At 40.4% G+C, this 21059-nt stretch carries 25 protein-coding genes, 7 tRNA genes and 1 pseudogene; 10 read left to right on the top strand and 23 right to left on the bottom strand.

What is annotated here, in order from left to right:
- Positions 1-46: 46 nt before the first annotated feature.
- Positions 47-442: a VOC family protein gene (locus MHH26_RS00770; RefSeq protein ID WP_034666005.1), complete on the top strand. Its 396-nt coding sequence runs from the start codon at positions 47-49 to the stop codon at positions 440-442.
- Positions 439-978 (top strand): GNAT family N-acetyltransferase, encoded by a 540-nt coding sequence (locus tag MHH26_RS00765; protein ID WP_034666010.1) that lies wholly within the window; start codon positions 439-441, stop codon positions 976-978. Before MHH26_RS00770 ends, MHH26_RS00765 begins: the two co-directional genes overlap by 4 nt.
- Here the strand turns inward: MHH26_RS00765 and MHH26_RS00760 are convergent.
- Positions 975-1244, bottom strand: coding sequence for a YesK-like family protein (locus MHH26_RS00760; RefSeq protein ID WP_060595619.1), 270 nt, complete (start codon positions 1242-1244; stop codon positions 975-977). The two genes, MHH26_RS00765 and MHH26_RS00760, sit on opposite strands and share 4 nt — an antisense overlap.
- 52 nt (positions 1245-1296) lie before the next feature.
- Between MHH26_RS00760 and MHH26_RS00755 the strand changes: the two genes are divergently transcribed.
- A complete protein-coding gene (locus MHH26_RS00755) occupies positions 1297-1770 on the top strand; it encodes a GNAT family N-acetyltransferase (RefSeq protein ID WP_034666017.1) in 474 nt (157 codons plus the stop codon).
- 82 nt (positions 1771-1852) lie between these two features.
- On the opposite strand, the gene MHH26_RS00750 is transcribed toward MHH26_RS00755, so the two are convergent.
- The 4 genes from MHH26_RS00750 to MHH26_RS00735 all read right to left on the bottom strand — a co-directional run bounded on the left by MHH26_RS00750 (position 1853) and on the right by MHH26_RS00735 (position 4758).
- A complete protein-coding gene (locus tag MHH26_RS00750) occupies positions 1853-2245 on the bottom strand; it encodes a GNAT family N-acetyltransferase (protein WP_340971789.1) in 393 nt (130 codons plus the stop codon).
- A gap of 51 nt (positions 2246-2296) precedes the next feature.
- The gene (locus MHH26_RS00745; RefSeq protein ID WP_340971786.1) at positions 2297-2551 is read right to left on the bottom strand and encodes a hypothetical protein; all 255 of its coding nucleotides are present in this window, start codon (positions 2549-2551) and stop codon (positions 2297-2299) included.
- 370 nt (positions 2552-2921) lie between these two features.
- Entirely contained in the window at positions 2922-4121 is a 1200-nt protein-coding gene (locus tag MHH26_RS00740; RefSeq protein ID WP_060595617.1) for an MFS transporter, read from the bottom strand.
- Between the two features lie 31 nt (positions 4122-4152).
- Positions 4153-4758, bottom strand: a complete 606-nt coding sequence (locus MHH26_RS00735; protein ID WP_060595616.1) for a TetR/AcrR family transcriptional regulator — start codon at positions 4756-4758, stop codon at positions 4153-4155.
- Positions 4759-4981: 223 nt separating this feature from the next.
- Here MHH26_RS00735 and MHH26_RS00730 point away from each other — a divergent pair, with 223 nt between their 5' ends.
- Positions 4982-5434, top strand: a complete 453-nt coding sequence (locus MHH26_RS00730; RefSeq protein WP_034666030.1) for a MarR family winged helix-turn-helix transcriptional regulator — start codon at positions 4982-4984, stop codon at positions 5432-5434.
- Positions 5435-5488: 54 nt separating this feature from the next.
- Positions 5489-6388, top strand: a complete 900-nt coding sequence (locus tag MHH26_RS00725) for an alpha/beta fold hydrolase (RefSeq protein WP_334750840.1) — start codon at positions 5489-5491, stop codon at positions 6386-6388.
- A 33-nt stretch (positions 6389-6421) separates the two neighbouring features.
- Here the strand turns inward: MHH26_RS00725 and MHH26_RS00720 are convergent, their stop codons facing one another.
- A complete protein-coding gene (locus tag MHH26_RS00720) occupies positions 6422-7570 on the bottom strand; it encodes a type II asparaginase (RefSeq protein WP_034666034.1) in 1149 nt (382 codons plus the stop codon).
- Positions 7571-8030: 460 nt separating this feature from the next.
- Here MHH26_RS00720 and MHH26_RS19185 point away from each other — a divergent pair, with 460 nt between their 5' ends.
- Positions 8031-8216 (top strand): hypothetical protein, encoded by a 186-nt coding sequence (locus MHH26_RS19185; RefSeq protein WP_370876205.1) that lies wholly within the window; start codon positions 8031-8033, stop codon positions 8214-8216.
- 257 nt (positions 8217-8473) lie between these two features.
- Here MHH26_RS19185 and MHH26_RS00710 read toward each other — a convergent pair whose 3' ends face one another.
- The 5 genes from MHH26_RS00710 to MHH26_RS00690 all read right to left on the bottom strand — a co-directional run bounded on the left by MHH26_RS00710 (position 8474) and on the right by MHH26_RS00690 (position 13036).
- Complete coding sequence (locus MHH26_RS00710) at positions 8474-9235, bottom strand: SDR family NAD(P)-dependent oxidoreductase (RefSeq protein ID WP_340971774.1); 762 nt, start codon at positions 9233-9235, stop codon at positions 8474-8476.
- A 104-nt stretch (positions 9236-9339) separates the two neighbouring features.
- Positions 9340-9705: an MmcQ/YjbR family DNA-binding protein gene (locus MHH26_RS00705; RefSeq protein WP_106043511.1), complete on the bottom strand. Its 366-nt coding sequence runs from the start codon at positions 9703-9705 to the stop codon at positions 9340-9342.
- 152 nt (positions 9706-9857) lie between these two features.
- A complete protein-coding gene (locus MHH26_RS00700; RefSeq protein ID WP_340971770.1) occupies positions 9858-10751 on the bottom strand; it encodes an alpha/beta hydrolase in 894 nt (297 codons plus the stop codon).
- Between the two features lie 194 nt (positions 10752-10945).
- Complete coding sequence (locus MHH26_RS00695; RefSeq protein ID WP_034666046.1) at positions 10946-12385, bottom strand: DHA2 family efflux MFS transporter permease subunit; 1440 nt, start codon at positions 12383-12385, stop codon at positions 10946-10948.
- A 72-nt stretch (positions 12386-12457) separates the two neighbouring features.
- Positions 12458-13036: a TetR/AcrR family transcriptional regulator gene (locus MHH26_RS00690; protein ID WP_034666049.1), complete on the bottom strand. Its 579-nt coding sequence runs from the start codon at positions 13034-13036 to the stop codon at positions 12458-12460.
- 358 nt (positions 13037-13394) lie between these two features.
- Between MHH26_RS00690 and bglS the strand changes: the two genes are divergently transcribed.
- Positions 13395-14126 carry a beta-glucanase gene (bglS, locus tag MHH26_RS00685; protein ID WP_066031276.1) on the top strand — a complete coding sequence of 244 codons (732 nt, stop codon included), beginning with the start codon at positions 13395-13397 and terminating at the stop codon, positions 14124-14126.
- A gap of 42 nt (positions 14127-14168) precedes the next feature.
- On the opposite strand, the gene MHH26_RS00680 is transcribed toward bglS, so the two are convergent.
- Positions 14169-14570 carry a MerR family transcriptional regulator gene (locus MHH26_RS00680; RefSeq protein ID WP_060595605.1) on the bottom strand — a complete coding sequence of 134 codons (402 nt, stop codon included), beginning with the start codon at positions 14568-14570 and terminating at the stop codon, positions 14169-14171.
- A gap of 214 nt (positions 14571-14784) precedes the next feature.
- Here MHH26_RS00680 and MHH26_RS00675 point away from each other — a divergent pair, with 214 nt between their 5' ends.
- Both MHH26_RS00675 and MHH26_RS00670 read left to right on the top strand, forming a co-directional pair.
- Entirely contained in the window at positions 14785-15834 is a 1050-nt protein-coding gene (locus tag MHH26_RS00675) for an NAD(P)-dependent alcohol dehydrogenase (protein WP_307499114.1), read from the top strand.
- Between the two features lie 271 nt (positions 15835-16105).
- On the top strand, positions 16106-16567 hold the full coding sequence (locus MHH26_RS00670) for a CarD family transcriptional regulator (protein WP_095286254.1): 462 nt from the start codon (positions 16106-16108) through the stop codon (positions 16565-16567).
- Between the two features lie 287 nt (positions 16568-16854).
- Here the strand turns inward: MHH26_RS00670 and MHH26_RS00665 are convergent, their stop codons facing one another.
- The 4 genes and pseudogenes from MHH26_RS00665 to MHH26_RS00650 all read right to left on the bottom strand — a co-directional run bounded on the left by MHH26_RS00665 (position 16855) and on the right by MHH26_RS00650 (position 18642).
- Positions 16855-17058, bottom strand: coding sequence for a cold-shock protein (locus tag MHH26_RS00665; RefSeq protein ID WP_003214229.1), 204 nt, complete (start codon positions 17056-17058; stop codon positions 16855-16857).
- Positions 17059-17427: 369 nt separating this feature from the next.
- Positions 17428-17934, bottom strand: coding sequence for a GrpB family protein (locus MHH26_RS00660; RefSeq protein WP_066031278.1), 507 nt, complete (start codon positions 17932-17934; stop codon positions 17428-17430).
- 218 nt (positions 17935-18152) lie between these two features.
- Positions 18153-18281 (bottom strand): annotated as a pseudogene (locus tag MHH26_RS00655) (alpha/beta fold hydrolase); the annotation flags it as partial.
- Positions 18282-18306: 25 nt separating this feature from the next.
- Positions 18307-18642, bottom strand: coding sequence for a winged helix-turn-helix transcriptional regulator (locus MHH26_RS00650; protein WP_095286249.1), 336 nt, complete (start codon positions 18640-18642; stop codon positions 18307-18309).
- 177 nt (positions 18643-18819) lie between these two features.
- Here MHH26_RS00650 and MHH26_RS00645 point away from each other — a divergent pair, with 177 nt between their 5' ends.
- Positions 18820-19794, top strand: a complete 975-nt coding sequence (locus MHH26_RS00645) for an NAD(P)-dependent alcohol dehydrogenase (RefSeq protein ID WP_340971765.1) — start codon at positions 18820-18822, stop codon at positions 19792-19794.
- Positions 19795-20229: 435 nt separating this feature from the next.
- Here MHH26_RS00645 and MHH26_RS00640 read toward each other — a convergent pair.
- The 7 genes from MHH26_RS00640 to MHH26_RS00610 form a co-directional block, all read right to left on the bottom strand.
- Positions 20230-20313 (bottom strand) — tRNA-Leu (locus MHH26_RS00640).
- A gap of 48 nt (positions 20314-20361) precedes the next feature.
- Positions 20362-20444, bottom strand: a tRNA-Leu gene (locus MHH26_RS00635).
- Between the two features lie 7 nt (positions 20445-20451).
- Positions 20452-20527: transfer RNA gene (locus MHH26_RS00630), tRNA-Lys, on the bottom strand.
- 31 nt (positions 20528-20558) lie between these two features.
- A tRNA-Gln gene (locus MHH26_RS00625) sits at positions 20559-20633 on the bottom strand.
- A 20-nt stretch (positions 20634-20653) separates the two neighbouring features.
- Positions 20654-20725: transfer RNA gene (locus tag MHH26_RS00620), tRNA-Glu, on the bottom strand.
- A gap of 9 nt (positions 20726-20734) precedes the next feature.
- Positions 20735-20825, bottom strand: a tRNA-Ser gene (locus MHH26_RS00615).
- Between the two features lie 4 nt (positions 20826-20829).
- A tRNA-Asn gene (locus MHH26_RS00610) sits at positions 20830-20904 on the bottom strand.
- Positions 20905-21059 lie beyond the last annotated feature (155 nt).

Here is a 21059-nt window from a genome sequence, read left to right as displayed (position 1 = left end):
ATAATAAAATCAGTTCAATCAATGATCATACTTGGAGGAGAGACTGATGATACGACGACTTGATCATATCGTGTTGACTGTACAACATATGGAGGACACCATTCGCTTTTATACAAACGTATTAGGAATGAAGGAAGAAACCTTTGGAGAAGGCCGTAAAGCGCTTCGTTTTGGTTTACAGAAGATCAACCTTCATGAAGCTGGTCATGAATTTGAACGGGCAGCGGCTCACCCACTTCCTGGCTCTAGTGATTTGTGCTTTATCACCGATTTAGATATGGATAGTCTGCTGCTGCACCTTCGCAAGCAAGTGGTTCCTATTGAAGAAGGGCCAGTCAGGCGCACAGGTACATTAGGTCCGATTGAATCTGTTTATATCCGTGATCCTGATCTGAATTTAATTGAAATTTCTCGATATATAGAGGAGGGTGATCCGTCATGACCCGCTTATTTTTGAGACCGATTGAAGAGCAGGATTATCCTGGTATTCAAAGAGGATGCCAGCATGCAGAAACTCTTTATATGACTGGCACACGCAAAACGTTCACACTAGAAGAGATTCGTTCAGCCTATACCCGATTTTTACAAGATGACAGCAGACGAGATTTCGCCATTTGTCTGCTAGACACGAAAGAAATGATTGGGGATGCGGCGATTGTGGACATTGATCCAATTAATCATACGGCAAGCTTCCGCATTGCGCTTCATGGACCAGAACATTTCCAAAAGGGCTATGGTACAGAAGCTGTCCGGATGGTTCAAGCATTCGCCTTTGATACATTAGAACTCAATCGTCTTGAGCTCGAAGTCTTTTCCCATAATCCAAGAGCCTTCAGAAGCTATGAGAAAGCCGGATTTCAATATGAAGGGAAAAGACGCCAAGCACTCTATTTCAATGGAACCTACTCAGATGTGATCATCATGGGCATCCTTCGTGAAGAATACAATCAGATGAACAGTGGAGATGCCCCCGCTTAAGAAGGGTCATCTTTTTTAAAAAATTGAATCGCTGTGACGATGATCAAACAAATCATGGAAGAGAGAACGATAGAGATGCTTGATATACTAAGCGCCATGCCTTCCCATCTGCCAATGAAGAAACTGGATATCAATAAAACCAATCCAAATAGAATGAAGCATATAGGGAGGATTAGCCCCGCATGACGGTGTCTGCGTCTTTTCCCTGCCCACCATGAGAGACACAATACAACGATTGTAAAAATAGCGGTTTGCAGCCAAAACATGTTATTTCACTCCCATTCTCTTTTTTATCTTATAACAATGGAGGTACTACCAATGAACATTAGACCCATTGAGCAAAAAGACAATCCGTATATCGCAGCGATTATCCGCCAGTCACTAGAATCGGCGAATTTGGCGATTGAAGGAACCGCCTACACTGATCCCCACCTTGACCAGCTTTTCGAATACTATCAATCATTGACTCATGCAGCCTATTGGATTGCTGAAGAGAATGGTGACATTGTAGGCGGCGTAGGCATTGCTCCATTTACAAACGACATCTGTGAATTACAAAAGCTTTATTTAAGTCCAAAGGCACAAGGAAAAGGTGCGGGCAAAAAACTGATGGATACGGCGCTGCAATATGCCTCTACATACTACGAAGCATGTTATTTAGAAACCCGCCAGGAATTAACTGCAGCCACCGGCCTTTATCAGCGATATGGCTTTTCTCTTCTCTCTGAACCGATTGATGGCTCTGAGCATTCTGCGATGGATGCTTGGTATCTCAAAACCTTCTCATCATGAGCCATAAAACACTCGATAGGTTTTTGTCCGCTGAAAGCCTAGCTTCTCTGCCAGTTTGATCGAAGCTAGGTGATGGACATCGTCAATCCCAATGCGGTGTCCTCTTATTTTCAAGACAGCTCCTGATCATATGCTGACCTGCCAGCTGCGCCAAACCTTTCCCCCGGCAGGCTTCTTCTGTCCAAATATCTATCTCCACACGATCTTCACTTGAAAAAATGGAGACACATTCACTCACCACGTTCTCTCCATCTAAGATGGCAACTCCGATTCCTTTTGATAGAAAGCAAGCCGCTTTCCCCCAATAGACTTCGTAATAGCTAGGTGGAAAAACCCTGCTTGCATTGATCACCAGTTCATTTGTCCGCTCTACTCTATAGCCCGGATGAGGCGCATGGACATAAGAATGTGCCTGCAGAAAAACGTACGCATGTCTTTCCATCTCATTCAGATGTGAACCAAGACATTTTTTCATCATCACATCTGTTGATTGATTCGCTGAAAATACGGTAAACCGGCCGTTTTGTCATCTCTGTCTTTCGTAAACATTCACAATGAAGGCCAAGCAGCGTGACAGCTCCGCTTCTCTCTTGCCTGCAACATAATAAATGCCGCATGCAGCTTCAAGAAAAAAAACAAGAGGGTGCTCTACATCATCTACATAAAGTTGTCCTTGTATGAAACCATCCATGACCGCATCTACAAACACTGGATATGCCGGGTCAATCTGGCGAATTCCTTCTTTCATCGATGGTGACCTTTGCTTCTCCAAGAGATGCACAGTGCTCCCTCCTTTCACGAACATGTTCTTTCCTTCCATTATAAATAAAAAGCTGCGCGCATGCAGTGACTCTTTTTACCCTTTACTGTGGAACTACTTTACCATCCCTGCACCTGTCAACATTCTCATCTCCACCGCCATCAATTTAGCCTTTCAATTAGGGGCGGCCGCGTTATATTCGACTGCTTTACTGCAATTGATTATGTTATTTCATCGGCATTGCCTTTCTGACACTGACTGGTCATATCATCGCCTTTCTGTTTTACAAAAAAGCATCAAAATCAAAAAATGGCAGAAGCATTGAATCATTTGAAGCCGCAGTCTTAAAAAAAAGAGACCTCGTTTGAAAGGTCTCTTACTTCTTCATTCATTATTCTGCCGCAGGCTCTTCTGCCTTCCCCTTCCAAATAAGGGTTAAGCCTAACCCAAGAAATAAGACAACACCTGCGAATAGAAATGGGAAATGTATATTTTGATCGAATAAAATGCCGCCAAGTGCTGGGCCGAAAATCGTACCTAGGCTTGTGTAGGTGGAGTTCATCCCTGCGACAAATCCTTGCTGGTTTCCAGCGATTTTGGATAAGAAGGTCGTTAATGCTGGTCGCAATAAATCAAACGCAAGGAAAATGACACATGTGACAATCAGTACAACCAAAAAGCCTGAAACGACTGTCGAAACGAAAGCAAGGACCGCTCCGACAATCAGGCATAGCTGAATGACTCTTTTCTCCCCTAGGGCATTAACCAGTTTACCAAACACAAGTACTTGGATGATGACCGCCACAATCGAGCTGACGGTAATGATGACGGCAATATCTTTTGGTCCAAATCCAAACTTATGATTTGTAAACAAGCTAAAGACTGTTTCATACGCAGATAGTCCAAAAGCGAGGACAAACACAATGATAAAGGCGATGAGATAGCTTGGATGAATCGATTTTTTCAAATCTTTAAAGAAAGTAGATTCCTTCACTTGACCCATTTGTTTCGCTCGCTCTTCTTTTGTTAATGGCTCCTTCAGCATAAACATAGACGAAATGACGGCAATAAACGCAATCCCTGCTGCAAAGAAGAATGGCAGGCGTACGCCATATTCTGCGATAAATCCGCCAATGCCCGGGCCAATAATAAAACCGGTACTAATGGCCGCTGACACATAGCCCATTGCCTTTGATCTTTCTTGAACGGTCGTGATATCTGCGACATAAGCAGTGACAGCCGGCATGATAAATGCCGCACTAATGCCGCCTAGCAGCCTTGCAAAATACAGCACATACACGTGTGTCCCAAGACCGAAGACGAGTTCTGATAACGCAAATAGAAACAGCCCTGACACAATCATAATCTTTCTTCCGTAGCGGTCTACCCATCTCCCTGCAATAGGTGAAGCAATGAGCTGAGCCACGGCAAACGCCGCCACAAGGTATCCCATCGTACTTCCTGTTAGATGCATCACATTCATGAATAGCGGCATGACAGGAATGATGAGGCCGATGCCTAAAAACGCAATAAATATATTACTTAATAAAATAACGAGTACAGCTTTTTGCTCACGAATCGGTTTTTGCATGATGTTTGTTTCTCCTTTACTGACTCACTTGTTACTCATGATGGTTGATTCCGTGAATAAACAATGAGATCGCCTCTTTTTGTAACTCTTTCTTCTGTTGGATGGTGTCACTTTTATATAACACGTCTAATCCGTAAAAAACGGAAAGTAATATTTTCACTTTTGACTCCACATGCTGAATTGACCAGCTGCCATCTTCGTTTCCTTCAAGTAAGATGTCTCTCATCACATCATCAAAGTCGGCATCAATCTTGTTCAGCCGTTCCATGACCTCGTCTGATGTAAAGGCACTTGCACAGAATTCCTCACTCGCTCTCATTAATGGGTAGTTAATCCCCATTTGACTGAGCAGCTCTGCAAATCCGGCGAGCTTATCAATGGCCCGGTGCATCGTTTGTTTCTCCTGATGCCACGTCTCCATCATCAAACGGTGATCCTCTTCCATGATATGAAGGAACAAGAACTCTTTTCCTTTAAAATGGTGATAGAGATTGCCTTTACTAACCTCAGCAGCCTCTAGAATATCCCGCACGGATGTTTCTGAATATCCTTTTTTCGCAAATAAATCACGAGAAGCGGTGACGATTTTTTGCTTCGTCTTCTCGCTCTTTCCAGCCCCGCTTTGTGTACTTGTCATCTTTCACAATCCCTTCTACCTTGCTTTTCTTTGCAAGGACAAATCAAAACCGACCAGTTGGTTTATTTTTTTATTATAAATGGATCTTTTTCAAAATACAATGAAAAAGTCATCGAATTCATAAGAAGTGAATCATGTGAAAACAAACAATACTCATCATTTAACATCTCTTAATATTTAACTTCACTTAACAATAAGGATTGCCTATAATAGAATAGAGGTGATGTCATTGGATGAGGAAATCATTCATTACGGTAAAAAAATCATTGAATATTCGAATGCACTAGGCTCTATCTATGTAGAAGAGTATCAACGATTTTTAAAACATGAGTATGCAGATTTATCAGCCAAACAAGAGCTGACACTTGAATTATTACGGACAAAAACGAGAACAATCAACGAACTAGCTGATTACTTTTCAATTTCGGCAAGTGCCGCTAGCCAGCTTGTCTCAAAGCTTGAGCAGCTTGGCTATGTCAAACGAGAAATTAATCCACATAACCGAAGAGAAATCATTGTTGATTTTGCTCAAAAGGGTCATGACTATCACAAGAATACGGAAGAAATTCAATTGCACCTTATTCAAAAATACTATGCAAAGCTTCCAAAAGAAGATTTAAAAACATTATTATCTCTATACGAAAAAATCTATCAGATTGCGAAAGAAGCGCCTTAATCCGGTGTTTTTCTCCAACATTTAAGTTAGATAAACTATTAAGGGGATGAAAATATGGGTAGGATTCATTTACAAGATGGACGTCATATTGGTTTGTGTGAATACGGTGATCTTGAAGGATTTCCAGTATTCTTTTTTCACGGAACTCCTGGATCAAGAGTCATGTTTTTAGAAGATGACCCAATCTCTAAAGAGCACGGTGTTCGCCTCATCTGTTTAGACAGACCTGGATTTGGTTTATCTACCCCTCAACCTGACCGTACGATTTTAGACTGGGCAAAAGACGTGCTGGAAGTAGCAGATCATCTAGGCATTCACCATTTTTCAGTGATGGGTGTATCTGGAGGCGGCGCATTCGCTGCTGGCTGTGCTTATCAATTGCCGAATCGAGTCCTTTCAGCCGCTCTGATCTCAAGTACAACGCCATTTCAGGACGGAAAACCGCCTAAGAGTATGCTCAAAGAGAACAAATTGGCTTTTTTCCTCAGTAAGAAGTTCCCTTGGCTATTGAAAGCAAGCTATCGTTCCCAGAAAAAAATGATTGAGAAAAAACCAGAGAAATTTAAGAAGCTGGCCAAAAATGGGAACAAACATTTACATCCATGGGACCGTCAATTCCTTCAAACCGATGAGCAGCTCGAGATGATGATGACGCATTTACACGAAGCCACTCGTCAATCGGTGGATGAATGTATTCATGAACCATATTTGCTCTCGCAGCCATGGGCATTCGATATGAAAGATATACAAATCCCTGTTGATGTATGGCATGGAAAAGAGGATACGATGGCTCCATTTGTAGAAATAGAAAAAATGGCTCCTAGTATTCCAAACGTCAAAACCTATTATATAGATCAAGCGGGACATTTTCTTACAGATGTAGACGATATATGGCGAGATATTTTACTCTCTTTAAAAACACGTGCTGAAAAGTATCATCAGGAACATGCATAAAAAAAGACCCGAAGCTTCGGGTCCCTTTCTTCATTAATATTTTTCATAATATGTCTGTACTTTATCTGGATCTTTTGTCTTCGTTAGAGCGAGCATAAGCAGAATGCGCGCTTTTTGTGGATTTAATGAATCCGATGACACAAAGTGATGTTCATCATCCATTTTTTCGTGGGTCACAATTCCATTTCCCGCACGGCTTGATCTCACGAGGACCACATCTTTCTTCACTGCATCTGTTGCCCCTTTGATGGCTTCTGTTGACATCGTTCCATTTCCTGCTGCGGCAACGACAATGCCTTTCGCTCCTGCTTTTACAGCTGCATCATACACATATTTTTGATCATTTTGATAGCCATATAAAATATCGACTTGTGGCAATTCTTTTATTTTCGATACATCAAATTCACTATCAGTTGTATGTTTTCTTGTCGTTTCGTTATAGAAGGAAACCACTTCACCAGCAATTTCTCCAATGTAGCCTTGCTCAAGTGATTTGAAGGAATCGGTTGTGGTCGTGTTTGTCTTTGTAATAAATCGAGCTGAGGCAATTCGGTCATTTAACGTGACCATGACACCTTTGCCCTTTGCTTCTTTTATAGAGGCAATTTTGACAGCATGATACAAGTTCAGCGGACCGTCCGCACTGATAGCAGACGCTGGTCTCATTGAGCCAACGACCACAACTGGCTTATCACTTTTGACAACCAGATGTAGAAAGTAAGCTGTTTCTTCAAGTGTGTCTGTTCCATGCGTGATGACTATGCCATCCACCTGATCATCATTTAAGAGTTGATTCACTCGTTTGGCTAATTTTAAAAGAAGGGCATTATCAACATTTTCACTGCCAACATTCGCTACCTGCTCACCGGTAACGTTTGCAATATCCTTTAGCTGAGGAACTGAAGCAATGACTTTATCGATGCCAAGTGAACCGGATTTATATCCTGTCGTATCTGTATCACTGTCCGAACTGCCAGCAATCGTCCCACCTGTCGCTAATACCTTAATATTAGATAAGGACTTATTCCCTGTTTCTACGGCTGTCGTTTTGTCCTTTGATTCATTAGTTGCGCTTTCTTTTTCGCTTTGATTTTTCTCTTGGGTACTTGTATTGGCACAAGCTGCTGTCGACAGTAATAAAGCAGAAAGAAGGACAGCACCTAACCATTTTGTTACGTTCATTCGATCATCTCTCTTCTTAAATGTGATGGATTCAAAGCTAGATCTCTTTCTATAGGGTTTACTTTATACCATTCCTTCATTCATCGGCATGAGGCGAAAGATACAGAACCAAATAAAGGAAAAAAGATATTATCACAATTACTTCTTTACATCTAAATACCTAACTTTACTTTTAAAAAAGGAGATATTGAGATTGTTCAATCAATAAAAGTAAACAATACTAGATCATCAATTTATGATAAAATATAGTAAATTTTACAAAAAAGGAGTATACGTATTGCAAATGCTTCAATCATTTCACAAAATCCTAATAACACTATTTCTTAGTTCGATTTTACTCAGTCTGTTCGTATGCTTCTATCCACCGATTCAGGGAGAGCCTGCGTTCCTGGTATTTTACATTCCCATCTTTTTTGTTTATTATTTCGTTTTTGCGGTTCCTTTGCAGTTGTTGTTTTCTTTGCAGCCAAAGGCTTTCCATCCTCTTTATTTAGCCGCTTATTTACTGATTGCAATGGTTGTCATGCTTTTTGTCATTGATGGTATTGGGAGCTCGGCATCTGTGCCTATCGTCATCATGAGCAGTCTCATCTACTGGATCTTTGATTCTTTGCTTTATCAAAGAACATATGAAAAAAACACCTAATGTGAAGGTGTTTTTTTCATCAAATAATTGTTATCCATTTTGAGTTTGAGCGGATTTCGCAGGGCGGACGAGTTCCTGTTCTATATAATGACGAGCGTATACTTTGTGATGTTCAATAGCTTACATACTTCTCCACTTGTTACATACGTCACTAGATTCCCTCCTTGTGTACACATTCTAAACCATGTGGTTACCACACAGTCAATCATGCCATAAAAAAATCACCGAGGAAATCTGCCCTCAGTGATGTGTCATTTCTATTTCATACTTGGACCAGCATGTGAAAAAATCGGGTCTTTCAATTCAAAGTCAAATGTCTTGCCGTCAACAATACCGACTGGTTTTTCATGATCATAAAGCTCGAGCAGACAAGCTGCCATTTCATTTGATGTATGATATTTCTTGATATTGCCTTCATATTCAAATTGGTCTACATCTAATGAACGCTTTGCAAATTCTGATTCTGTCGCGGAAGGCGCTAATACTTTTGCCTGTAAGTTAGCTCCTTTTTCTTTCAACTCTAGTGCCAGTCCTTCTGTAAAGGCGCTCACGTAAAACTTCGTGGCTGAATAGGTGACGGCATTGCCGACGACTGTATAGCCCGCTCTTGAAGAAATGTTGATCAGCTGCGCCCCTTCTACTTGCTCATAATCACGAACAAATAAAGTGGATAAAATCGTTAAGGCTTCGATATTCAGATGAAGCATATCTCCAATTTTTCTTACATCCTGTTCTCCTATTGAACCAAAATGGCCGAACCCTGCATTATTAATGAAGGTGTCAAGCTCATATTCAGCCAACGATTCATAAAATGAATACACTTGCTCCATGTCGGTTAAATCGACAGACTGTATGTTTACTTTGATATCGGGATATTGATCAAGAATCTCTTTCTTCAGTTCTTGAAGTTTCTCGAGCCGGCGTGCTGCTAAAATAAGGTTTTTGCCTCGTGCTGCAAAGGCTAGCGCCGCCTCATACCCAATACCTGAACTTGCTCCTGTAATGACTGTATAGCTCATTTATATCCCCCTATTAACGTCTTCTAACTGGTTAAATTATAACGACAGCACTTCGCTCTAGTCAATTTTGAAGAGAATCACAGGGTTTATTAACTTGTCTCACTTCATTCATCATGTTGGAGGATGTCATGTTGAGATTTTTTTGTTAATTTGTGAAAAACCAATTGGTAGGAATGTTCGATTAACTCCTCTACAAATGAAGATGGAATGTCCGCATCAAGGTAAATCGAATTCCAATGAGTCTTATTCATATAATAGCCCGGAATAATCCCCTCATGCGCCTCTCTTAGTTCTTCAGCACGTTGAGGGTCACATTTTAAAGTGATGACAGGTTTTCGATTCGCATCTCCGCCCATCATAGCAAACATCTTTCCACCAATATGATAACGATCTGCCTGCCATTCTGGCTGATAATCATGGGTTACTCCTTTTAAAGAAAGACAAAATGCCTGTAGTTTCTCTTTTTCCATTAGATTCGCTCCTTTTTTAAGTCGTCTTCTATTCTTTCTATTATATCGACAATGAAGGCAGATATCTGATCTTTTGTAACCCACTTCTTTCTCAAGCAACAATAAAAGCACAGTCCCGCTGGGCTCTGTGCTTTAACATCACTGTTCCTTTCTTATTCAAATGCCTTCTTCAATTGATCACTCATCAGATGCCAAGCCTCTTCAGCTATTGCTAAATCTCCGGCATGCGTGAAGGCGTGAGGGACTCCTTTAAACTGTCTGTACGTGACGTCTACCCCTGCTTCTTTTAACTTCTCCGCATATTGTTCGGCTTCTTGAGCTAGCGAATCTCTTTCAGCTGTGATAACGAGAGCTGGTGGCATTTGTGCCAAGGATGAACGATCAGCAAAGATCGGAGAAACGAGCGGATTGTGCGGATCTTGGTCTTGCAGATAGAAGGCATTAAAGAGTCTCGCCATTTCAACTGGGATCGCTTCTTCAAACGCTGGCTTTTGTGCTGGATCAGTGGCTAAATCAAGCGGCGGATAATCAAGCACTTGATAGACAATAGGAAGTTGGTGCCCTTTTTGAATATTTAAGAGACAAGCAGCCGTTGCCAAGTTTCCTCCTGCGCTATGTCCGCCAATGGCTATTGCTTTGGGATCTATTTGAAGCTCATCAGGATGTTCATACAGCCACTTCAGCACATCGTAGCATTCATGAAGGGCGGCCGGGAAAGGGTGCTCTGGGGCAAGCTGATACTCCACATTGACGACGATACATTGCGCTCGGTCTGCAATGACCGGACACCAATGGTTATCCATTTCAGCACTGCCTAGGATAAATCCTCCGCCATGTAAATTCACAAAAACAGGAAGCGGCTGCTTTGATGTGTTGACCGGCTTAAATACCCATACCTTTGTTTCGCCAGCACTTGTTGGAATGTCATATTCCATTTTGTTTACTTCAGGAGGATGGACTGGTTTTAGTTCCGATTGACTCGGTAATGAACCTTCAGCTGGTTGACGTAATGACGCAGCGATTTTGATTTGTTCTTCTAAGTTCATGATCTCAGTCTCCTATCTTATTCATTTCTTCTAACCTCATTCGTTCCTTTTTCCTCTTTTCCTTCTACTGAATCAGCAGCACATTCTCATTGGTTCACTTTTTATCTATCTCCCCATTTTCGCTCTCTTTGAAACAAGCATTGGGCAAATAAAAAAGCACTGCGGCGCTAGGTCCTCAGTGCTTTTCATCTATTTTATGAAACTTGCTGTTCTACTTTCACTCGTTTAATGAAGAAAGCGATGATCAAACCAATGACGGTCATGATCACAGCAAAGATAAATGCATGCTGGACGCCATTTGTAAAGGCGAGCAGCTGGTTCATCGGATTTGCAGGATCAGCCACATTTTCCATAAAGCTGCGGGTCCCTGATGAAAGGATCGAAATACCGACCGCAGTACCAATAGCTCCTGACACCTGCTGCAATGTATTCATAATCGCTGTACCATGCGGATATAGCTCTGGCGGCAGCTGATTTAATCCATTTGTTTGTGCAGGCATCATGATCATCGCGATTCCGACCATTAACGTAATATGAAGGGTCACAATGTATCCAATCGATGTATTCACACTTAAATTCGTGAAGCCAAACATCGTCGCTGCGACAATGACAAGCCCTGGAATCACAAGCCATTTTGGTCCAAACTTATCAAATAGCCCACCCATGATTGGAGATAACAGACCGTTGATAATTCCACCAGGCAATAGCATTAAACCTGCTGTAAATGTCGTTAGTGCCAAGGATGTTTGCAGATACAATGGCAAAATCATCATAGCAGACAGCATCACCATCATACACACTAAGATCAGCAGTAACCCAATGACAAACATCGGATATTTAAACGGGCTTAAGTTCAGCATCGGTTCCTTCATATTCAACTGTCTGAGAGAGAATACAAGAATCCCAATGACACCTACTACAATTGCAACGATAACATGCATACTGCTCCAGCCGCCGCCTTCACCGGCACTGCTAAAGCCATACACAATTCCTCCGAAACCAATGGTTGAAAGCACAATCGATAAAATGTCGATTTTTGGTCTTGTTGGCTCCGTAATATTTTGCATAAAGATAAAACCAAAGACGAGTGCAGCTATTAATAACGGAAGTGAAATCCAGAAAATCCAATGCCAAGTCAGCGATTTCAAAATAAGACCAGAGACTGTTGGACCAACAGCTGGTGCAAACATGATCACAAGACCTATAATCCCCATTGATCTGCCTCGTTTATGAGGCGGGATGATCACCAAAATCGTATTGAACATCAATGGAAGAAGCAATGCTGTACCGACTGCCTGCACGACACGTGCCACCATTAAAATACTAAAGACTGGCGCAACCGCTGCAATAAATGTTCCAATGATCGAAAAGATGAGCGACGTAATGAAAAGCTGTCTTGTTGTAAACCATTGAAGAATGAGTCCTGAAATTGGTACGAGAATACCAAGTGTTAATAAATATCCTGTTGTCAGCCACTGAGCTGTCGTTGCTTCAATACCAAAGTCTAACGTTAAGCTTCTCAGCGCCATATTTAGTGCCGTTTCACTGAACAGGCCAATAAAACCAGCTGTAATAAATGAGATAATAATGGGCAGCGTTCGAATATGAGAAGCTGCTGCTTGCTGTTTGTTCATAGTAGGTTGGCTCCTTTTCTTTTTCAATTTAGATCAATCATAGGAAGTCAGGCTGGTCAGAAATGAGCCACTTCAATGTCTATTGAAAACAGATAAAATCTGTTTCTCTGCAGCGAATTGAGCGATTTTTTCGATTGAATAACCAGATTCACAAATATAAAACATCAGTTCAGGCGTCATCGGAGAGGACATACATAATGTCGTCAGCTCAATATCCTGTATGTTCGCTTCCCCTTTTTCTTCTGCTTCCTCCAGCAAATCACGAATGATTTGTTTAAGCGATTGACTGTAATGACAATCATACACTTTACTTGTCTGTTCTAAATTCCCAGAGATTGTAAGCATCCGAATCCAGTCTAAGTGATGACCGACGATGAGATGAATTTCTTCGAGCACATAACGCAAACGTTCACGAACCGGCTGGTCACTGATTTTGCTCAAGTAAAGATGCAAAGCAGGGATCAGCTGTTCAAATCTTTCTCCAAGGATAGAAAGGCATAAATCACTTTTATTGGCATAGCGGCGGTAAAGAGTGCCCTGCCCAACACCAGCTGTTTTGGCAATTTTATGCATGCTGACATTTTCCACGCCAAATTCCTGAAACAAAGAAAAAGCGACCTCTTCAATTTCCTTTCCAATATCCTTTTCCATGATGCCTCACCTTCTTTACCTTCATCCATATTGCACTTATCTCTATGTGTTAAATCTCATCTCTTTTGATTCTCATTAGGACAATTGTCCCGATATTATCTTACGGACAACTGTCCGCTTTGTCAATCATTCTTTATTAAATGGCATGAAAAATATCAAAAACTCAATTTTAACGAATGAGTTTTTGATGACCTTTTGCTGTTTATACCATTTTCTTTAGTAACTTCCTATGAAATAAGAGAAGAATCTAGCAAAAAATCCTCTTTAATATCATATATTAGACCGATTTTCCATTTTGAGAGAATCATGTATGATCAATTAAGAAAACGCTTTCAAAAAAGGAGAGGGGAATGCCTATATGTCTTACCGTGTGAAACGAATGTTGATGCTGCTTGTCACTGGATTAGTCTTGAGTTTGTCCACATTTACTGCGGGTGCCTCGGCACAAACAGGCGGGTCGTTTTACGAGCCTTTTAACAACTATAATACGGGGTTATGGCAAAAAGCCGATGGGTACTCGAATGGAAACATGTTTAACTGTACGTGGCGTGCAAATAATGTCTCCATGACGTCATTAGGTGAAATGCGATTATCGCTCACAAGTCCCTCCTATAATAAGTTTGACTGCGGAGAAAACCGCTCCACTCAAACATATGGCTACGGGCTTTATGAAGTCAGCATGAAACCAGCCAAAAATGTAGGGATCGTGTCTTCGTTCTTTACTTATACGGGACCGACTGATGGTACGCCTTGGGATGAAATTGATATCGAATTTCTAGGAAAAGATACGACAAAGGTTCAGTTTAACTACTATACCAATGGTGTAGGAAATCATGAAAAAATCGTCAACCTTGGTTTTGATGCAGCAAACTCTTATCACACGTATGCATTTGACTGGCAGCCTAACTCGATTAAATGGTATGTAGATGGACAATTAAAACATACTGCCACTACTCAAATCCCTCAAACTCCAGGAAAGATTATGATGAACCTCTGGAATGGTGCAGGTGTCGATGAATGGCTCGGCTCCTATAACGGTGTTACACCGCTCCACGCACATTATAACTGGGTGCGTTACACAAAAAGATAACCACATCACAAAACCTGTGAAAAGTCACAGGTTTTTCTTCATTTAAATTGAGCTGGTTTTTAGTTGATGAACCAGCTTTTGTTCATAGCTGTGGATAATATCTTCATAACTTTCTATCTTGTAATCTAACCGCTTAATCGTCTCTTCGATTTCCTTTTGTTTTTCTACAAGTCTTTCTCTCTCATTGACCAAAATACTTTTCCGCGAGGACAGGGTACGATCCTCGCCCTCGATAAATAAAGCCGTATATTCTCTAAGTGCATCAATTGAGAGACCCGCATTTCTCATACATTTGATAAATTCAATCCACTGAATATCTTCTTCTGCATAATCACGAACACCGTTTTCATCACGCCGGATCGGTCGAATTAAACCAATATTCTCGTAGTATCTGAGCGTGGCAGTAGATAAATCGAGCTGCTTGGCGGCTTGTGCTATTTTCATTGTTTTCACCCTTCTCTTCTTCTCTCACCTTATGAAAAATGAAATTCCTTCTTCCCATCATCTCCAATTTGATAGAGAACGCAAGATGCTTTTGGCTCAATTCTTTATTTAAGGATGTTGAAAAGCTTGAAGAGGGTTCTCTATTGACTTAGAGTTCACTTTAAGACGTACAGTATAGAAGTAAAGAATCTTACTTTTGAAAGGATGATCAAGAATGTGTCAGACGCACCATTCAAACGTTTTAAGTGTTTCACATGCAAAAGCGAGCTTTGAACGGACAACCATTGAACGAAGAGCGCTTCGTCCACATGATATTTTAATCGATATTCAATTTAGCGGGATATGTCATTCAGATATCCACAGTGCCTTTGATGAATGGGGCGGCGGTATTTTCCCAATGGTTCCGGGTCATGAGATCACTGGAGTCGTTGCCGCTGTTGGTGATGATGTGACGAAATTTCAGATCGGAGACCGTGTAGGTGTTGGCTGCTTTGTTGATTCCTGCGGCACCTGTGAATATTGCCAAAATGGAGACGAGCAATATTGCACGAAAGGGGTCGTCCAAACCTATAATAACCTCGATTATGACGGGGAACCGACTTACGGCGGCTATAGTCAGAAGATTGTCGTGACAGAGCGCTTTGTCGTCAGCATTCCAGATCAACTATCCCTTGATGCCGCAAGTCCTCTTCTCTGCGCTGGAATCACAACTTATTCACCGTTAAAGCACTGGAAAGCAGGGCCAGGTAAAAAAGTTGCCATCGTCGGGATGGGCGGACTCGGTCACGTGGCCATTCAATTCGCACGTGCACTTGGCGCTGAAGTCACGGTATTGAGCCGCTCTTTGAATAAAAAAGAAGAGGCGCTGTCATTTGGTGCAAAAGATTATTTTGCTACAAGTGATCCTCATACCTTTCAGTCACTAGCCGGTCAGTATGACCTCATTCTCAACACAGTTTCTGTCAATATCAATATAGACGCCTATTTGTCCCTACTTCGTGTGGATGGAACCTTGGTGAACGTCGGTGCACCACCTGAGCCAGATCAATTCCACGTCTTTTCATTGATTACTGGCCGCCGCAGCATTGCCGGTTCACTCGTTGGAGGCATACAAGAAACACAAGAAATGCTCGATTTCGCAGCTGCTCACAATATCGCACCACAAATTGAAGTGATCAACGCAAGTCAAGTTGATGAAGCGTATGAACGTGTGCTGAAAAGTGATGTGCGTTATCGGTTTGTCATTGATATTTCGACATTATGATCGGATTCTATTTTGAAAGACTAGCTCAATGGCTGGTCTTTTTTAATGGTGGATATCCTGTTTTTCTTATAGCGAGGATTCTAGAGGATATGTTCAAAAATCATGGATAATAAAAAAAAATCACACCCAAAATTTCTTCAAAATAATCTCTCTTTTTTAGAACTAAATTTATTGACAAAAAATAAATAAACATGTTATTATTAAAAATTTGATTATTTCGGATCGATTTGTGGTACCCTTATAGTAGGTACTTAATATGGAGGTGGATGATATGTTTCAAATTGGTGATAACATTGTGTATCCAATGCATGGAGCAGGTATAATTGAAGCCATAGAAGAAAAAGAATTTTCTGATGAAAAACAACAGTATTATGTGATTAATATGTCAATCAGTCATATGAAAGTGATGATTCCAACACGGAAAATGTCGGGTTCACGTATTAGACCTGTTACAGATATACTGGCATTAAACAGTGTGATACACATTTTCCAGCATGGCAAATCAGATCAAATACTGACATGGAAAGAACGGCATACAATTAATACAAACAAAATAAAAACGGGTAGCATCCAAGACGGTGCTGAAGTTGTACGTGACCTGATGCGTATGAAGAAAGAGAAAGCACTAAATGCAAGTGAAAAGAAAATGCTAGATGATGCCCATGAATTTTTGCTAAGTGAATTAGAAGTCATCAAAGGGATTACAGAAAAGCAAATAAAAAGTTTCTGTTAAGAACTCTGCCGCTCTTTTGGGCATCCCTCACCATTTTTGAATACATGTTCTCTAAGAACCTATCCACCCTTCAACTTATGAAAGAAAAAAGAATTTATTTAGGCAAATTCCGCATATTGTAAATCCAATATGCTATACTGTTGATAAACCTTTGAAGCATGAATTTTTTTACGATTACCTTGTAACATCTCCCTACTTGTACGCTGAGTAGGGTTTTTTATTGAAGAAATAATTGGAAACACAAAAAAACAGGCTCTCTACAGAGAACCTGTTTTTAAAAATGAAGATTAAGCAGTTTTTTGAACGTTAGCAGCTTGAGCTCCACGAGAACCTTGCTCTACGTCAAATGTTACTTTTTGACCTTCGTCTAAAGATTTGAATCCGTCACCTTGGATAGCTGAGAAATGTACGAATACATCGTCGCCTTCTTCACGTTCGATAAATCCAAAACCTTTTTCTGCGTTAAACCATTTTACTGTACCTTGTTCCATGTTTGTTGCCTCCTAGTGCGTTACCACACAATGTATTATACTATCCTTGCCCAAAGTATCCTCAAGACGAAAAGTCTTTCTTCATGCTATCCTTTACGCCGAACAAAAATAATTATTCTTATTGTAACATGAATCGGAAATAATTGCAATTTAGGATTTAAAAGAGCACCAAACGTGATATAGTGACACAAATAAGACAGGGGGTTTAATGATGAAACGAATAAACAAATTTCATATCCCTCACCCTTGTTAATTTAGCTATGTTAAAGAATAATGTTGATTTTGGTTAAAAAGAAGAAACTTCCCTTTGCAGCGAGTCCACTTGTGCATAAAATCAGTTAGTTTGATCACCAAAAGAGAGAATCTTTTCTAAATTCTCTCTAAAATCGACTGAACAAAGTCAGTTTTCCCCTCTGCATATTTGTGTTTTTCATTTTTATTTAAAATTGATAGGTTCAGTTTGAGCTGCTCGTACTCACTTCTTACTAGTTCGTTACTTCTTAAATAATCCCTGAAATTTAACTGTTCGAGTAAATACCTATTGCCTGTTTGATACATATGGATTTGGTGTGTACGTGGTTCTCCTTTGTTGAAATAGTGTCTTTCAGGTAAAACATTGGTTCCTTTATATGAATAACCTAGCCCTTCCAAAGCTGTTACGCACTGTTCTCCGTCAAGAAAATCATCTATTTCAATTGCAATATCAATAATTGGCTTCGCACTTAAACCCTTTACTGCTGTACTTCCAATATGGTGGACATTCACTGTGTACTGACCGATAACCTCTACTATTCGTTTCTTTTCCATTTCAAATTCTTTGACCCATTCAACAGACCAAGGAACTAAAAAAACCTCCCCTCTTGGTAATCCAAGCATTTACTCAACCCGCCTTATGATTGTTTAGTTAGACTTTTTAACATAGGTCAAATCGGTAGAAAACATATAAATCTTACTAATAGTTGAAGCATTTCGATGGATAGCAAAAAAACCTTTCAAACGGTATGGGGATGATTGGACTGCATTATATAAAAATATTATTCTCAAACAAAAACGTCCACTTACTTAAGATGAGTGGACAGTCATTTAGAGAAAAACTACTTAACATTTTCCGACTCAAGTCTGTTTAACCAGTTATGGACTAATGAGTTAAATACATCGGGTTGTTCAATTTGCAGGTTGCGGCCAGACATATCAAGCACTGCAAAAGTTACCCTTGGATAATCTAGTTTTCTTTTTATATTCATTTTATTATGATTTTGATTTTTCTAATTGGTTTTCGCCCCATAAAAGAAGTTGTTCAAATATAGGGATCAGCTCTAGTCCTGCCCCAGTCAATGAATATTCTACTCTTGATGGAACTTCATTATACTGAACTCGTTGAACAATTCCGTTTTCAATCAGATCCTTTAATGATTGATTGAGCATTGTTCCTGTAATTCCATACACTTTACGCTTTAACTCATTATATCGAATATCATTGTAACTACATAGTACAGCTAAGATTTTTAAATTCCATTTTCCCGCTAATATATTTAAGGCATAACTTGCTGGAGCTATCGCTTTATTTAGCTCACTTTCAGTCATATTTTATCCACTCCTTAGTCAGTTTTTCCTTACTTAGTCAGTTTATATTGAGTACTTGTTAAATCAATTCCATTTATTATAATCAAATATGTAAACCATGTCACCCATGTATTAGAGAGCTAAATTGATTTTAAAACCCTTCAAGTTCATACTTTTTCTAGGAGATGGAGTGAGTAAATGAAAAATGAAAAGATGCGTGCTGCACAATATACTAAATATGGATCACCGAATGTTCTTTTTGAAGATTCTATATCAAAACCTGTTATAGAAACTGGAGAAGTACTCATTCGTGTACATGGGTCGAGTGTAAACTCTATGGATACGCTTTTTCGATCAGGCAAGATGAAACTATTAACGGGTAATCGATTCCCTAAAGGAACAGGGGCAGACTTTTCTGGTGAGGTTGTTGAGGTAGGATCGAACGTAAAAAATTATCAATTAGGTGATAGAGTGTGGGGAGTTCTTCCTATGAAATTAAGGAGCCAAATTGGTAGTGCCGCTGAATATGTAGCTATATCACCTGAGAAAATATCTAAAATTCCTACAAAGGTTGATCTCTTACAAGCTGCGGCATTGCCTGGCGTAGGTGCTACTGCAATTATTGCTTTAAAATATAAAACTAAACTTAGAAAAGGCGAAAAGTTACTTGTACGTGGTGCAAGTGGAGGAGTCGGAAGCATTGCGATTCAAATTGGCAAAATGTTGGGTGCTCATGTAACTGCTCTTGCAAACGAAAAACATCTTACTTTTCTTCAAGAGCTAGGTGCAGACGAAGTATTTGATTATAAAAAAACATCTCCTACTGATCTTAAAAAGTTTGATGTAGTCATGGACACAGTGGGAACTGACCTCAAACATTATAGGCGCTTGCTTGCAAAGAACGGTAGAATGGTTACTATTGGATTTCCTAGTTTTTCGTCCTTAATATATATATTAGCTTCAACTACTTTCGGTTCTCGTAGAGTTCGCACATTCAGTGCAAATCCCAAAAATGAACTTCTAAAAGAATTAGCATCTTATGTAGATTCCAACAAGGTCAGACCAGTTATTGATAGCATTTATTTTTTATCTGATGTTGCCAAAGCTCATCATTCCTTAGAAGCTGGAGGTGGACGAGGAAAACGCATCATAAATTTACTTGATAAAAAATAAGCCATCATTTCAGGATAAAATGGACGCTCGTTTCTTGTAAAAGGCGTTGCTCCATTTGCGGCGTTATTAGGCGGGGCTTTAGATGGATTGAGATCAACTCAATTTGCTGATGCATTCAGGACTTTAGCCGCTAAAATATAGATCGTCTTTTCACCAGTACCAAGACTAGCTATTGGAGGTACATATAAGTTTGTTTCCAAATTAATCAGAGACTATAACTCTTTCAGTAGGATATACTAGATCTAAATCCTATGACATAGCGTTTGATTATGCTAAAAGATATTATGAAAAAAAACCGTTACTACTTTACTAGCAATATTCAATATTTCTGCTGTAAAAGGTGCATGGTTTTGGTAAGCAAGTCTTCTCCCATAGCTGTATTTTCCGCACAAAAAAATAATACCAAAGGTGGTTAAACCCTTGGTATTATTGGGATGCGGCCGAGAGGACTTGAACCTCCACGGGTTATTCACCCACTAGGCCCTCAACCTAGCGCGTCTGCCATTCCGCCACGACCGCGTGTATGATGTGCTCTTATATTCATAAGTGCACTGTTTGAAAAAACAATGCGGGTGAAGGGACTTGAACCCCCACGTCATAAAGACACTAGATCCTAAGTCTAGCGCGTCTGCCAATTCCGCCACACCCGCGTGACAATGGTGAGCCATGAAGGACTCGAACCTTCGACCCTCTGATTAAAAGTCAGATGCTCTACCAACTGAGCTAATGGCTCATCTGCTATGCAGAAAAACATATATAAAAAATGGCTGGGCTAGCTGGATTCGAACCAACGCATGACGGAGTCAAAGTCCGTTGCCTTACCGCTTGGCTATAGCCCAACGAATCAAAAAACAAAACATGACCCGTACGGGATTCGAACCCGTGTTACCGCCGTGAAAGGGCGGTGTCTTAACCGCTTGACCAACGGGCCATACAATAATGGCGGAGAAGGAGGGATTTGAACCCTCGCGCCGCTTACGCGACCTACACCCTTAGCAGGGGCGCCTCTTCAGCCACTTGAGTACTTCTCCATTATGGCTCCGCAGGTAGGACTCGAACCTACGACCGATCGGTTAACAGCCGATAGCTCTACCACTGAGCTACTGCGGAATAATAAGACATGTTTCATTATATATATGCCAGAAAAATGTGTCAAGAATTTTTAAGCGTTTCATTCCTGCCCCATTGCGACGGCTTTTATAATTTAACATATACTAATATAACAGTCAAGCCTTTTTCCATGCCATTTGTTTAACTTGGCAGAA

It is taken from the genome of Bacillus sp. FSL K6-2839 (assembly GCF_038003365.1).
Taxonomy (GTDB): domain Bacteria; phylum Bacillota; class Bacilli; order Bacillales; family Bacillaceae; genus Bacillus.
Note: the sequence above shows the minus strand (reverse complement) of the source record. Positions and strands in the feature narration are given on the sequence as shown.

Coding starts and splice junctions, on each gene's coding strand:
- MHH26_RS00770 (WP_034666005.1), top strand. CDS start 47: ATGATACGACGACTTGATCATATCGTGTTGACTGTACAACATATGGAG.
- MHH26_RS00765 (WP_034666010.1), top strand. CDS start 439: ATGACCCGCTTATTTTTGAGACCGATTGAAGAGCAGGATTATCCTGGT.
- MHH26_RS00760 (WP_060595619.1), bottom strand. CDS start 1,244: ATGTTTTGGCTGCAAACCGCTATTTTTACAATCGTTGTATTGTGTCTC.
- MHH26_RS00755 (WP_034666017.1), top strand. CDS start 1,297: ATGAACATTAGACCCATTGAGCAAAAAGACAATCCGTATATCGCAGCG.
- MHH26_RS00750 (WP_340971789.1), bottom strand. CDS start 2,245: ATGAAAAAATGTCTTGGTTCACATCTGAATGAGATGGAAAGACATGCG.
- MHH26_RS00740 (WP_060595617.1), bottom strand. CDS start 4,121: ATGCAAAAACCGATTCGTGAGCAAAAAGCTGTACTCGTTATTTTATTA.
- MHH26_RS00735 (WP_060595616.1), bottom strand. CDS start 4,758: ATGACAAGTACACAAAGCGGGGCTGGAAAGAGCGAGAAGACGAAGCAA.
- MHH26_RS00730 (WP_034666030.1), top strand. CDS start 4,982: ATGTCATTGGATGAGGAAATCATTCATTACGGTAAAAAAATCATTGAA.
- MHH26_RS00725 (WP_334750840.1), top strand. CDS start 5,489: ATGGGTAGGATTCATTTACAAGATGGACGTCATATTGGTTTGTGTGAA.
- MHH26_RS00720 (WP_034666034.1), bottom strand. CDS start 7,570: ATGAACGTAACAAAATGGTTAGGTGCTGTCCTTCTTTCTGCTTTATTA.
- MHH26_RS00710 (WP_340971774.1), bottom strand. CDS start 9,235: ATGAGCTATACAGTCATTACAGGAGCAAGTTCAGGTATTGGGTATGAG.
- MHH26_RS00705 (WP_106043511.1), bottom strand. CDS start 9,705: ATGGAAAAAGAGAAACTACAGGCATTTTGTCTTTCTTTAAAAGGAGTA.
- MHH26_RS00700 (WP_340971770.1), bottom strand. CDS start 10,751: ATGAACTTAGAAGAACAAATCAAAATCGCTGCGTCATTACGTCAACCA.
- MHH26_RS00695 (WP_034666046.1), bottom strand. CDS start 12,385: ATGAACAAACAGCAAGCAGCAGCTTCTCATATTCGAACGCTGCCCATT.
- MHH26_RS00690 (WP_034666049.1), bottom strand. CDS start 13,036: ATGGAAAAGGATATTGGAAAGGAAATTGAAGAGGTCGCTTTTTCTTTG.
- bglS (WP_066031276.1), top strand. CDS start 13,395: ATGTCTTACCGTGTGAAACGAATGTTGATGCTGCTTGTCACTGGATTA.
- MHH26_RS00680 (WP_060595605.1), bottom strand. CDS start 14,570: ATGAAAATAGCACAAGCCGCCAAGCAGCTCGATTTATCTACTGCCACG.
- MHH26_RS00675 (WP_307499114.1), top strand. CDS start 14,785: ATGTGTCAGACGCACCATTCAAACGTTTTAAGTGTTTCACATGCAAAA.
- MHH26_RS00670 (WP_095286254.1), top strand. CDS start 16,106: ATGTTTCAAATTGGTGATAACATTGTGTATCCAATGCATGGAGCAGGT.
- MHH26_RS00665 (WP_003214229.1), bottom strand. CDS start 17,058: ATGGAACAAGGTACAGTAAAATGGTTTAACGCAGAAAAAGGTTTTGGA.
- MHH26_RS00660 (WP_066031278.1), bottom strand. CDS start 17,934: ATGCTTGGATTACCAAGAGGGGAGGTTTTTTTAGTTCCTTGGTCTGTT.
- MHH26_RS00650 (WP_095286249.1), bottom strand. CDS start 18,642: ATGACTGAAAGTGAGCTAAATAAAGCGATAGCTCCAGCAAGTTATGCC.
- MHH26_RS00645 (WP_340971765.1), top strand. CDS start 18,820: ATGAAAAATGAAAAGATGCGTGCTGCACAATATACTAAATATGGATCA.